Raw genomic sequence first — 12,386 nt, 5'->3', positions numbered from 1 at the left:
CGGGGGCGCGCGGGTTTTCACGAAGGACGCCAGCGTGATGCCCGCGAGTCCCCCTGGCGCATGCGGCGCTCAATCCGGCAGGGCGTAGGCCACCAGGTAATCCCCCATCCGGGTGCCGAACGAGCCGTGGCCGCCGGCCATGATCACCACGTACTGCTTGCCGCCGGCCGCATAGGTCATCGGCGTGGCCTGGCCGCCGGCGGGCAGGCGCGCTTCCCACAGCAAGCTGCCGTCGCTCACGTCGAACGCGCGCAGATAATCGTCCTGGGTGGCCGCCACGAACATCACGTTGCCGGCGGTCGAGATGGGGCCGCCCAGGCCCGGCACGCCGATCTTCAGCGGCGGCAGCTGGAACAGCTGCGGCAGGCTGTCGCGGATGGTGCCGATGCGTTTCTTCCATACCACCTGGTTGTTCCGCAAGTCCACCCCGGCCACATAGCCCCAGGCCGGCGCCTTGCACGGCAGGCCCAGCGGCGACAGGAAGGGGTTGATCTCCACGCCGTACGGCGTGCCGTACATCGGCTGCACGCCGCTTTCCGTGCCGGCGCCTTTCACACCGATGGCGCGGTCCGGATCTTCGGGAATGAGCCGGGAGACGAACGGCAGGCCGATCGGGTTCGCCAGCGCCACCTGGCGATCCTGGTTCACCGACATGCCGCCCCATTCGAACACGCCCAGATTGCCGGGAAACACCAGCGTGCCGTTCTCGGACGGCGGCGTGTAGATGCCGTCGTAGTTGAGGCGCTTGAACATCACGCGGCACATCAGCTGGTCCAGCATCGTGGCGCCCCACATGTCCTTGTCGGTGAGCCTGCCCTGGGGGGCCAGGTCCAGCGCCGAGAATGGCTGGGTCGGCGCGTAATGTTCGCCCCGGGTCTGCGGGCCGCGCGCCACGCTCTGCGGCACGGCTCTTTCCGTCACCGGCACGATGGGCCGGCCGTCGCGGCGGTCCAGCACGAACACGTTGCCGGTCTTGGTGAGCACGTAGATGGCCGGCACGATCTCGCCATCGTCAGTCGTCACGTCCATCAGCGAGGGCTGCGCCGGCACGTCCATGTCCCACAGATCATGGTGCGTGGTCTGGAAGTGCCAGATCAGGCGGCCGGTGGAAGCGTCCAGCGCCAGGATGGAATTGGCGTAGCGCTCTTTCAAGGCATCGCGGTCGCCGCCCCAGATGTCGGGCGTGCCCACGCCGGTGGGGACGTAGACCACGTCGGTCCGCGCGTCGTAGGCCAGGGGCGCCCAGGCGTTGGGCGAGTTGTGCACGAACTTCGTGTGCTCGCCCGGCATGGCGTTGGGGTCCTCCGCGCCGGTGTCGAACACCCACTTCAGCGCGCCGGTGCGCACGTCGTAGCCGCGAATCACGCCGGACGGCTCCTTGTTGGAGAAGTTGTCCGTCACCGAGCCGCCGATGACGATGGTCGACGCGGTGACCACCGGTGGCGACGTCGGGTTGTAGCCGCCCGGGTAGGCGTGGGGCATGCTTTGCTGCAGGTCGATCTCGCCGTCCTTGCCGAAATCGCCGCATTGCTGGCCATTGTCGGCATTCACCGCGATCAGGCGCCCGTCGTTGGTGGGCAGCAGCACCTTGCGCGGGCACTGGTCCGACGCCTGGCCATCGGCCTTGGCGGCGCTGGCCGGAAAACGCGCCGCATTGTGCGCGTCGTGATAGGCCACGCCCCGGCAGGTCAGGTGCTGGAAAGTCCTGTCGGCCTTCAGCTTCGGGTCGTAGCGCCACAGGCGCCGGCCGGTGGCGGCGTCGAGCGCGTCCAGGAACTGGTGCGGCGTGCACAGGAACAGCTTGTCGCCGACCTTGATCGGCGTGACCTCGTTGGTGGTCTCGCCCGAATCGTTCGCGGTGCGGAAGTCGCCGGTGCGATAGGTCCATGCGACGCGCAGGTTCTTGACGTTGCCGTCGTTGATCTGCGCCAGCGGCGAATACCGCACGCCGCCTTCCGTGCGGCCGTAGGCCGGCCAGTCCTCGTCCGCCACGCCGGGCACCGGCCGCGCCTGGACCGGCTGGGCGCGGGCGAGCGTGCCGTCGATTTCCTGCGGATCATTGAACAGGCCGTAGCCCAGCACCGCCAGCATGCCCAGCATCGCCACGCCCACGGCGGCCTTGGCGGGCCCCGGGGCGGCGAAACCGCGCGTGGCGGGCGGCAGCAGCAGCCACAGGCCCAGCAGGAACAGCAGGTCGTAGCGCGGCGCCAGCGCCCAGAAGTCGGGGCCGGTTTCCCACAGGCCCCAGGCCAGCGTGGCCGCCAGGATCAGTGCGTACAGCCACAGTCCCGCCGTCCGTTGCCGCCGCAGCAGCCAAGCGCTCGCCAGCAATGCCACGCCCAGCACGGCGTAGTACCACGAGCCGCCCAGCGCCGACAGCCAGATTCCACCGAGCAGCGAATAAAGCGCGATCAGGATCAGCACCACCCAGCCGATGGTCTGGGACGTGGTCCTGTGAGGACTGGTCGTGTTCATGGGCGTCATCCTTGCGCACGAAAGCATGAAGACCACTCTATCATAGTGGTGTTTCTCGATTGGTTTCCCGTTCCGACAGGAGTTTGTCATGAAAGGAAAATGTCTCTGCGGTTCCATCGAAGTGACGGCGCCGGATCGCGAGCAGATCGGGCTGTGCCATTGCTCCATGTGCCGGCGCTGGTCGGGCGGCCCCCTGTTCGCCGTGCATTGCGGCACCGGCGTCGAGTTCTCCGGCGGCAAGGCGCAGGTTTACCGTTCGTCCGATTGGGCCGAGCGCGGTTTCTGCCCGACGTGCGGCACCCATCTGTTCTATCGCCTGGTGTCCGGCAACGAATACATCCTGCCCGCCGGGCTCTTCCAGGACCGGTCGTTCCGGCTCGTCGATGAGATCTTCACCGACGAGAAGCCTGCTTTCTACGAACTGAAGAACCAGACGCGGAAGATGACGGGAAAGCAGGTCTTCGAGCGATTCGCGGCGAAGTAGCCGTCCGGGTGCTCATCGATGCCATCGGCTGGCCTGTTGATCCGGTCTTCGGACTGTCGTTGGTTCCGGCGCAGAAAGCAACAAGGCCCAAACCGAAGTTTGGGCCTTGTTGGAATCTGGAGCGGGAAACGGGACTCGACTTAGTGCCTTAAGTGGTTGTTTCGAAAATACTTCCTTGACCGCAATGAGCTACAGGCTCCTCAACTGTAGCCTTGTTCTTCGCCCTCGGCAACATCATCCGCCTGTGGCCCTTAAGCACCAGACCGAGTCGGTATGGGCTGATTTGATGCTTATGGGCTACAAAATACTCTGGGATAGCGATTTCTGTCGATTGGGACAGGGGTGTTCGAATGCCTCTGTTGTAGTGATGTGTCTTATGGGATACATTTTTAGTATTAAAGTGGTTTTTTGATGCCCAGGAGATACAGTGACAACACTTGCTGACGTCGCAGATCTGCTGCGTAACGTGCGCCGGGAAGCTGGCCTGAGCCAGGATGCTTTGGCTCGACGAGCCGGGGTTTCCCGTACGACCGTTGCCCGCATGGAAACGCTTGCCAAAGGCGATATGAGTGTCTCTGCCTTGCTGCGACTGCTGGAGGCTGCAGGCTATGATCTCAAGCCCGTCAAGCAGGGCCATGCCCGGACGATTGAGGATATCCTGGCCGAGCAGCGTCGGGGTGAAGCGTCATGAAGCTCGATGTACGTGTGTGCGGAAGAGCGGTCGCCACGCTCTATCGGGAGCGTGACGAGTATGTCCTGAGCTATCTGCCGGATACCGATCCCGCCGATTTCGTCAGCCTGACGATGCCGGTGCGTGCGGACCCCTGGCGTTGGCCGCGCGACCTCCATCCTTTCTTTCGGCAGAACCTGCCTGAAGGCTATCTCCTGAGCATCATCCGTGAAGAATTCGGGCCTTTGCTGGATGGTACGGATCTTTCTTTATTGGCGATCGTCGGCGGGATGGGGATTGGACGTGTCACCGTTACGCCGGAGAGCGGTGGACCGGTCGGTGACCTGGAGCCGTTGCAGATCGAGACTTTGCTCAAAGCCGAGAACACCACAGCGCATTTTGCCAGCCTGGTGCGTCGATATGCCCGCGCGTCCATCTCCGGCATGGTGCCCAAGTTCATTGCGCCGGAAGAGGGGGCGGATGAGTTTGCCCTGGTTCTGGGCAAACCGACACTGCGCACCAGTCTGCACATCATCAAGGGCTCGGACGACAGTACGCCTTATCTCGGGTTCAACGAGTTCTACACCATGCGGGTCCTGGAGCGCCTGAATGTCGTGCCAGTCGCCAAGACACGAATGTCGGAGGACGGACGTGTCCTAGTCGTGGACCGGTTCGACGTGGATACGCAGGGTGTTGCCACGCATGGAGTCGAAGATGCTTGCGGCCTGCTGGGTCTGCCGCCGCATGAGAAATATGCGACGACGACCGAGCGCGTGCTGAATGCGACCTGTGCGTATGTGTCTGCTCCGGCGATGCGGAGGCAGTTGGAGCAGTTCGGTTGGCACTTGCTGACCAACTATGTGGTGCGCAATGCCGATTGCCATGCCAAGAACATTGCGCTCCATTACACCAGTTTGAAAGATGTCGCTTATACGCCGGTTTATGACCTCGTCACGACTCAGGCGTATCCACGCTATGCGTCCAATCCGCCGGGCTTGTCGGTGGAGGGACGGCAGACTTGGGCGGTGGGAAAAACCTTGGAGCGGTTCTTCAAGGCCAGGTTGGGAATTGCGCCGAAGCGGTATGCGGAGATGGTGGAACGCTTGTGCGAGTCGGCGGTGGCGGTGGGGCGGGAAGTGATCGAGGCCGCCAAGAATGAGCCGCGCTGGCATACCGTTGCCAAGCAGATGGTGTATGCCTGGAATGAGGGGATGGGTTCGTTGCGCAGTCCGAAGCGTTCGGTTGCCTTCAGCGGGTTGGATGAGGCGATTGCGCAGGCGGGGTTTTCGGAACCTGAGAAGGTAGAGAGGGGGCGAGAGGTGATTGGAAGGTCGGAGCTGCTAGGACTGCGTCGAAAAACGTAGGGTCTTCGCCTCCTGATAGGCTATTGACTTGTCAGCGTGGCCGCATGGTCTGTAGATATTAGAGTGTCTATTCAGAATATTAGTGGGATTGCATGGTCTTTTTGGTGGGGCTATGTGAGGATTATTTAATTTTTAGTTTTCCTGGAAGGCTCTAATGGTTGATTCTTTATCCAATGCTACATGGGCTGCGCGCGCATTGCTCGAAAATTTCGAACTAGTTGCTCACTTGCATGTGGCAATGGTTCCGAGAGGTGCTCATATGGAAGGCTTTCGTGAGGATGTCCGGGCAGCAGCTATCGCCTCCATACTGGGGCTTAAAAGTGTGGACTACGCAATTGCATGTGGCAATGGTTCCGAGAGGTGCTCATATGGAAGGCTTTCGTGAGGATGTCCGGGCAGCAGCTATCGCCTCCACACTGGGGCTTAAAAGTGTGGACTACGCAAAAAAGAGATACGGCAAAGATAACAGCCAGATCAGGGGGCGAAAAAAAGCTCTTGGCGCTTATCTATCTGCTTATCAAGAAACAAAAAAATATGTAGTTGGTATGATGGAAAAGTTCAACTCGGAAGGGTGCCCTGATCCGAGTAATGGCGCATATGGTGCATCTTTGGCTTTAGAGCGCTTGCTGGCCAGTTTTTTTGCGGTGAATATATTGTATCGGCTCGGAAATAATTATGAGGGGCATGCTGTTGCAAGATTGGTTTTGGAACAAATTGCATGGGCTTATGCGGCATATGAGCACGACGATCTGGATGTTGTTTCAAAACTTGGAGCGACCCAGGCCATATCTCAGTTAAAGTCATTAGATAGTCGTGTTGGTAGGATGTATGGGTTTCTGAGCAAAAAAACTCATATTGACTACTCGAGTCATTTTGAGTTTATAACTATCGAGGATGAGCAGGTTAAGGTGTTGCATGCGCAACCGCGATTCGACGAATATGGAAGAGTGTTATTTTTTCTTGCCGATATGTTCGGTCTGGTATGGGAAATTACTCAGGCTCCGTACATTAAAAAATTTGAGGCTATCACATTGAGGCCGGGGCCGAAAATTAACCCCAAAAGACCTTTTGTTGGGATCATAAGAAAGCACCTGTCTGCAATAGACAGGGCAATGAGATCTGATGGGTATAGCGAAATTTATGGACGGGAAGGTAAAGAACCTATCCCTGGGCTTTCTTTTTGACTATGTCGTAGCCCGTGTGATGCGCCGAGCTTGACGTGGGCGCGAACGCAAAAAGGCCCAAACCGAAGCTTGGGCCTTTTTAAAACCTGGAGCGGGAAACGAGTCTCGAACTCGCGACCTCAACCTTGGCAAGGTTGCGCTCTACCAACTGAGCTATTCCCGCGTTGTTTAGCTGTTCAGCTAAGCCATGCATTGTATTGTGTATTTTTCAGGCTGTCAAATCATCGGATCTTTCCGCCTGGACTTCAGGCCCGTCAGGGCGCTGTTGCCGATACGCAATCAAGCAAGAGGCGAAACTATAAAACATGACATCGAAGGCTGTCAAATCGGCCTGGGGTCCTGTTGGGGCCCACTCAAATGCCAACCCTGAAACCGTTCCGCGCGCCTGCCGGCACCTCGCGCGGTATGCTTACGCCTTCTTGTCCGACCCTCTCGCCCCATGCCCGCCCAGCCCCCCGTCTTTTCCGATCAGGACCTGCAAGCCCGCAACACCCTGGGCCTGCCGGCGCGGGCGGCCGTGGCGGTGCTGGAAGACGAATCCGCCATTCCGGCCCTGTGCGAGGCCCTAGCTGCCGGCCGGAACGGCCCGGAAGGTCGGGAAGCCGATGCGCCGCTGTTCGTCCTGGGCGGCGGCAGCAACGTCGTCATCGAGGCCCGGCCGCATCATCGCATCCTGCGCGTGGCGCTGCGCGGCATCCGCCTGTGGGATGAAACCGCCGGCCACTGGATCGTCGAGGCGGCGGCGGGGGAACCCTGGCACGGTTTCGTGGATCATTGCCTGTCGCAGGGCTGGCCGGGGCTGGAGAACCTGGCCCTGATTCCCGGGACGGTGGGGGCGGCGCCGGTGCAGAACATCGGCGCCTACGGGCTGGAACTGGACCAGCGCCTGCATTCGGTGGTGGCCTGGGACCTGCGGGCGGGCCGCGAATACGAACTGCGTCCGGACGAGTGCGGCTTCGCCTACCGCGACAGCCTGTTCAAGCGCGACGGGGCGGGGCGCTGGCTGATCGTGCGGGTGCGTTTCGCGCTGCCCAAGGCCTGGACGCCACGCCTGGGCTATCCGGACCTGCGCGATCATCCTGGGCTGCGGGACGAGGGCGGGGGATTCGGCGCTGGCGGCGCGGCGCGCGGAGCGCCGAGGACGCCGTCCCCGCGCCGGATCTTCGACGCCGTGTGCGACATCCGCCGCCGCAAGCTGCCGGATCCGGCGGTGCTGGGCAACGCGGGCAGTTTCTTCAAGAATCCCGTGATCGGCGCCAGCCAGGCGGCTGAACTCGCGCGGCGGTTTCCGGGCCTGCGGACCTATCCCCAGGCCGATGGCCGGGTCAAGCTGGCGGCGGGCTGGCTGATCGAGCAGGCGGGCTGGAAGGGGCGGCGCCTGGGCCCCGTGGGCATGCACGAGCGCCAGGCGCTGGTGCTGGTGAACCACGGCGGTGCGCAGGCGGCGGATGTCCTGGCGCTGGCCGGGGCCGTGCGCGCCGACGTGGAAAAAAGATTCGGGGTGGACCTGGAGCGGGAGCCCGTGGTGCTGGACTGAGCGCGGCCGGGCCGTTCAGGCCGGTATGCGGCATGAAAAGACGAAGGGCCTCCGGATTGAGCGGAGGCCCTTCTCGCCATTCGGACGGCGCCGTGTTCAGGTCGCCAGCACGTCCTGCATGTCGAACAGGCCGAACTCGCGGCGCGCCAGGTAGCGGGCGGCGCGCAGGCTGCCCTGGGCGTAGGTGGCGCGGCTGCTGGACCGGTGGCTGATCTCGATGCGCTCGCCCGTGCCGCAGAAGTACACGGTGTGGTCGCCGACGATGTCGCCGCCGCGCAGCACGGAAAAGCCGATGTGGCCGGTTTCGCGCGGGCCGGTGTCGCCGTGGCGCGCCCAGTCGGCGATCTCGTCGAGCGGCTTGCCCCAGGCGCGCGCCACGGCCTCGCCCATGGCCAGGGCGGTGCCGGAGGGCGCGTCGACCTTGTTGCGGTGATGGGCCTCGAAGACTTCGACGTCGTAGCCGCTGTTCAGCAGCCGGGCGGCCATGTCCAGCAGCTTGAGCGTCGCGTTGACGCCCACGCTCATGTTGGGGGCGAAGACGATGGCGGTCTTCTGGGCGGCGGCGCGGATGGCCTGCTTGCCCTCGGCGTCGAAGCCGGTGGTGCCGATGACGCATTTGACGTGGTGCGCGACGCAGGCGTCCAGGTGGGCCAGGGTGCCTTCGGGACGGGTGAAGTCGATCAGGCAATCGGCGCCGGCCAGGGCATCCAGGCTGTCGGTGATGCGCACGCCCGTGTCGATGCCCAGGGGCGCGCCGGCGTCCTGGCCGATGGCCTCGTTGCCGGGGCGGTCCAGCGCGACGGCCAGGGTCAGGTCCTGGGATTCCAGGACGGCCTGGATCAGCATGCGCCCCATGCGGCCCGAGGCGCCCGCGATGGCGATGCGCATTATTTCCGCTCTTCCTGGCTGGACGTGCCGATGGGGGCGGTCTCGATGGTGGCCTGCGGCACGACGTTCTGGCCGCTGGGGGAGGCGGACGAGCCCAGGCCGGGGGAAGCCGACCGTTGCGCGGCGCGTTCGGCGTCGACCGACTGGATGGCTTCCTTGCCGCTGTCGGCCTTCTGGAAGGGCTGGCGGTCGGGCTGCTCGTCGCCCGTCCAGCGCGTCAGCCGGTCGTTCTCGAACCAGACGGTGAACTTGCGCAGTTCGTCCTGGCCGTAGCCGGGCTGGTTGTAGTAGGGGTAGTCCCAGCGCTCGGCGTGGAAGATGTCCTGCAGCGTGGGCGTGCCCAGGATGAAGCGCACCTGGTCGCGGGTCATGCCGGTTTCGAGCTTGGCGACCTGCTCGGCGGTGATCCAGTTGCCTTGCTGGATGGTGGCCCGGTAGGGGAAGCCCCAATTGGTCGAGCCGCAGCCCGCGAGGCCCAGCGCCATGACGCTGGCGGCCAGGCATAAGGTCAGCCTGTGGGAATGAGCGCTGGATCGGATGTGCACGAAAGCCCCTCGTGGTGGATTCGATGGCCGCGCAGTCCGCGGCCGCTAAAACCGCTATCATAAAGGGAATTCGGATTTGCGCATGCGCGCGGCTGAATGCGGGGGGTTCCGGCCCGCTTGCCTTTCGCCGCATTCCCCGGGATACTTCAATCATGAACGACCAGATCGAACTCAAGACCATGGGCCTGAAGGCGACTTTTCCGCGCCTGAAGATCCTCGATGTATTCCGCAAGGCGGAAACCCGTCACCACAGCGCCGAAGACGTCTATCGCGCCCTGATCGCCGAAGACGTGGACATCGGCCTGGCCACCGTGTATCGCGTGCTGACCCAGTTCGAGCAGGCGGGCATCCTGCTGCGCAGCCAGTTCGACGGCGGCAAGGCGGTGTTCGAGCTGAACGACGGCGATCATCACGATCACCTGATCTGCACCAACTGCGGCCGGGTGGTGGAATTTTCCGACGCGGAAATCGAAAAGCGCCAGCACCGGGTGGCCAAGGACAATGGCTTCACCCTGGAAAGCCACAACATGATGCTCTACGGCATCTGCCCGAAGTGCTCGGCCGCCAAACGGACCTGATCCGCCGCGCGCCGGCCGTCGGGGCGGCGCGCCGGCCGGCCCCTTAGCCAGTCTGCCCGGACGCCAGCATCTCGCGGGCGTGCGTGCGCGTGGCGTCGGTCATCTTCAGCCCGCCCAGCATGCGGGCGATTTCCTCCGTGCGGGATTCCTCGTCCAGCGGCCGGATGGCCGACAGCGTGCGGCCGGCGCGGGTGGCCTTGCTGACCCGGAAATGCCGGGCGGCGCAGGCCGCGACCTGGGGCAGGTGGGTGACGCACAGGACCTGGTGGCGCGCGCCCAGTTCGCGCAGCAGGCGGCCGACGACCTCGGCCACGGCGCCGCCGATGCCGGCGTCCACCTCGTCGAAGATCAGGGTCGGCACCCGGGCCGCCTGGCTGGCGATCACCGACAGGGCCAGGGAAATGCGCGCCAGTTCACCGCCGGAGGCCACGCGCGACAGCGGCCGGGGCGGGACGCCGGCATGGCCGGCCACCAGGAATTCCACGGTTTCCAGTCCATGCGCGGAAGGCTTGCAGTCCGCCAGGGCGATGTCGAAGACGCCGCCGTCCATGGACAGGGTCTGCATGGCGGCCGTGACCTGCGCCGCGAGCTGGACGGCCGTGGCGCGCCGCGCGGCGCTCAGGACGCGGGCCAGTTCCATGTAATGCGATTCGGCCTGGCGGCAGGCCTGTTCCAGCGCCTTCAGGTCCTGGCCGGCCTCGGCCTGGCGCAGCCGGGCGCGCAGCGTTTCGTGGTGCTCGGCCAGGGCGTCGGGCTCGACGTGGAAGCGGCGGGCCGCTTCGAACATGCGGCCCATGCGGGCGTCGGCCTGTGCCAGGGCGTCCGGGTCGGGCTCCAGCCGATCGGCATAGGCGTTCAGGCCGGACACGGTTTCCGCGCACAGGATGCGGGCCGATTCCAGCGCCTGGCAGTGTTCTTCCAGAGAGGGATCGTGGCGCACCAGGGACTGCAGGGACTGGATCGCGGCGTGCAGGGCCTGGGCCGCCGAGCCGGATTCGCCGTCCAGCGCCTCGACGGCCTGGCCGGCGCCGGCCAGCAGGGCCTGCGCGTGCGCGAGGCGGGATTGGCGGGCGCACAGGTCCGGCCATTCGCCGGGCTCGGGCGCCAGTTCGTCCAGCCAGGCCACGTCCGCGGCCAGTTGTTCCAGCCGGGCCGCCTGGCCGGCCGCGTCGCTGCGGGCGGCGTCCAGCGCGGCCTGCGCTTGGCGCCAGTCGGCCCAGGCCTGCTGCAGGGCGCGCGCCTGGTCGGCGTGGCCCCCCTGGGTATCCAGCAGTTCGCGCTGGCTGGCGGGCTGCAGCAGGCTCTGGTGGGCGTGCTGGCCGTGGATGTCCACCAGCAGGGCGCCCAGGTCGCGCAACTGGCCCAGGGTGGCCGGTACGCCGTTGATCCAGGCCTTGCTGCGGCCCTGGGGGTCGATGACGCGGCGCAGGATCAGTTCCGGGCCTTCCAGCGCCTGCTCGGCCAGCCAGCCGGCGGCGGCCTCGGGCGCGTCGAAGACGGCGCTGATGTCGGCGCGCGGGGCGTCCTGGCGGATCAGCGCGGCGTCGCCCCGGCCGCCCAGGGCCAGCGCCAGGGCGTCGATCAGGATCGACTTGCCGGCCCCGGTCTCGCCGGAGAACACGGTGAAGCCGGCGTCGAAGGCGATGTCGGCCTGGTCGACGATGACGAAGTCGCGGATGTGCAGCGCGCGCAGCATGGCTAGTATGGTGGCTGGGGCCGTCGGCCCTATTGGTCGGGTTCGTCCCAGGGGTGCAGCATGCGGTTCCAGTTCAGCTTGCTGCGCAGGGTGGCGAAATAGCTGTAGCCCTGGGGGTGCAGGAAACGGACGCGGTGGGGGCTGCGGCGCACGTCGATGCGGTCGCCTTCCTGGCAGTTGGACAGGGCCTGCATGTCGAAGTGCACGCTGGCGCCCGATTCCACCCGGCCCAGGGCGCTGATGGTGATGTTCAGCACGCTGTCGTCGGGCAGGGTGATGGGCCGGTTAGACAGGGTCTGCGGCGCGACGGGCACCAGCACCAGGGCGTCGACCTGGGGGTGCAGGATCGGCCCGCCGGCCGACAGGGCGTAGGCCGTCGATCCCGTGGGCGTGGCGATGATCAGGCCGTCGGCGCGCTGGCTGTGCATAAAGGCGCCGTTGCATTCGACGCGCAGTTCGATCATGCCGCCGCGGCCGGCGCGGTTGATGATCACGTCGTTCAGGGCCATGCCGGAGAAGATCGTTTCTTCGCCGCGCATGACGCGGCCTTCGAGGAGGATGCGTTCGTCCTGGACGAAGGCGCCGTTCAGGACGCGGGTGATGGCCTCGTCGGCGCTGCCCAGGGGGATGTCGGTGATGAAGCCCAGGCGGCCGTGGTTGATGCCGATCATGGCCACGCCGGACGTGGCCAACTGGCGAGCGGCCGCCAGCATGGTGCCGTCGCCGCCCATGATGATGGCCAGGTCGGCGCGCGCGCCGATGTCCTCGTAGGAGGCCAGAGGGAAATCGGCGACGCCGGTGTTGCGGCCCGTGTCGGCCTCGATCAGGACGTCGCATCCCGCCGCGGACAGGACCTGGCCCAATCGGCGCAGGGGCGCGTCCATGCCGCTGTCCTGGTGGCGGCCGATCAGGGCGACGGTCTTGAAGTGCATGGGCGGGGGGTCTCCCGGAATTAATGGAATAAT

The 12,386-nt window shown here is 64.9% G+C and carries 11 protein-coding genes and 1 tRNA gene; 6 read left to right on the top strand and 6 right to left on the bottom strand.

All coding sequences use genetic code 11. The features are described from left to right. Nucleotides 1–69: 69 nt before the first annotated feature. Nucleotides 70–2,475 carry a glucose/quinate/shikimate family membrane-bound PQQ-dependent dehydrogenase gene (locus tag ACFO27_RS00935; RefSeq protein ID WP_376815600.1) on the bottom strand — a complete coding sequence of 802 codons (2,406 nt, stop codon included), beginning with the start codon at nt 2,473–2,475 and terminating at the stop codon, nt 70–72. A gap of 88 nt (nt 2,476–2,563) precedes the next feature. On the opposite strand from ACFO27_RS00935, the gene ACFO27_RS00930 reads away from it, so the two are divergent. From ACFO27_RS00930 to ACFO27_RS00915, 4 genes are all read left to right on the top strand, one after another. Next, complete coding sequence (locus ACFO27_RS00930; protein ID WP_376815599.1) at nt 2,564–2,959, top strand: GFA family protein; 396 nt, start codon at nt 2,564–2,566, stop codon at nt 2,957–2,959. Between the two features lie 427 nt (nt 2,960–3,386). After that, a complete protein-coding gene (locus ACFO27_RS00925; protein WP_376814400.1) occupies nt 3,387–3,650 on the top strand; it encodes a helix-turn-helix domain-containing protein in 264 nt (87 codons plus the stop codon). After that, nucleotides 3,647–4,993: a type II toxin-antitoxin system HipA family toxin gene (locus tag ACFO27_RS00920; RefSeq protein WP_376815598.1), complete on the top strand. Its 1,347-nt coding sequence runs from the start codon at nt 3,647–3,649 to the stop codon at nt 4,991–4,993. Before ACFO27_RS00925 ends, ACFO27_RS00920 begins: the two co-directional genes overlap by 4 nt. A gap of 368 nt (nt 4,994–5,361) precedes the next feature. Continuing rightward, nucleotides 5,362–6,177, top strand: a complete 816-nt coding sequence (locus ACFO27_RS00915; protein ID WP_376815597.1) for a hypothetical protein — start codon at nt 5,362–5,364, stop codon at nt 6,175–6,177. A gap of 87 nt (nt 6,178–6,264) precedes the next feature. Here ACFO27_RS00915 and ACFO27_RS00910 read toward each other — a convergent pair. Beyond that, a tRNA-Gly gene (locus tag ACFO27_RS00910) sits at nt 6,265–6,340 on the bottom strand. A gap of 276 nt (nt 6,341–6,616) precedes the next feature. Here ACFO27_RS00910 and murB point away from each other — a divergent pair. Continuing rightward, nucleotides 6,617–7,714: a UDP-N-acetylmuramate dehydrogenase gene (gene murB, locus ACFO27_RS00905; protein WP_376815596.1), complete on the top strand. Its 1,098-nt coding sequence runs from the start codon at nt 6,617–6,619 to the stop codon at nt 7,712–7,714. Nucleotides 7,715–7,810: 96 nt separating this feature from the next. On the opposite strand, the gene dapB is transcribed toward murB, so the two are convergent. Together dapB and ACFO27_RS00895 are read right to left on the bottom strand one after the other, a co-directional pair. Beyond that, nucleotides 7,811–8,602: a 4-hydroxy-tetrahydrodipicolinate reductase gene (gene dapB, locus ACFO27_RS00900; protein ID WP_376815595.1), complete on the bottom strand. Its 792-nt coding sequence runs from the start codon at nt 8,600–8,602 to the stop codon at nt 7,811–7,813. Beyond that, nucleotides 8,602–9,087 carry an outer membrane protein assembly factor BamE gene (locus ACFO27_RS00895; RefSeq protein WP_376816370.1) on the bottom strand — a complete coding sequence of 162 codons (486 nt, stop codon included), beginning with the start codon at nt 9,085–9,087 and terminating at the stop codon, nt 8,602–8,604. The genes dapB and ACFO27_RS00895 overlap by 1 nt, the downstream gene beginning before the upstream one ends. A 212-nt stretch (nt 9,088–9,299) precedes the next feature. Between ACFO27_RS00895 and fur the strand changes: the two genes are divergently transcribed. Continuing rightward, nucleotides 9,300–9,725, top strand: a complete 426-nt coding sequence (fur, locus tag ACFO27_RS00890) for a ferric iron uptake transcriptional regulator (protein ID WP_376815594.1) — start codon at nt 9,300–9,302, stop codon at nt 9,723–9,725. Nucleotides 9,726–9,768: 43 nt separating this feature from the next. Here fur and recN read toward each other — a convergent pair whose 3' ends face one another. After that, on the bottom strand, nt 9,769–11,421 hold the full coding sequence (gene recN / locus ACFO27_RS00885) for a DNA repair protein RecN (RefSeq protein WP_376815593.1): 1,653 nt from the start codon (nt 11,419–11,421) through the stop codon (nt 9,769–9,771). A gap of 29 nt (nt 11,422–11,450) precedes the next feature. Further along, nucleotides 11,451–12,353, bottom strand: a complete 903-nt coding sequence (locus ACFO27_RS00880) for an NAD kinase (RefSeq protein ID WP_376815592.1) — start codon at nt 12,351–12,353, stop codon at nt 11,451–11,453. Nucleotides 12,354–12,386 lie beyond the last annotated feature (33 nt).

It is taken from the genome of Castellaniella denitrificans (genome assembly GCF_042653765.1).
GTDB lineage: Bacteria > Pseudomonadota > Gammaproteobacteria > Burkholderiales > Burkholderiaceae_B > Castellaniella > Castellaniella denitrificans.
This window is presented reverse-complemented; position numbering and strand designations above follow the sequence as displayed.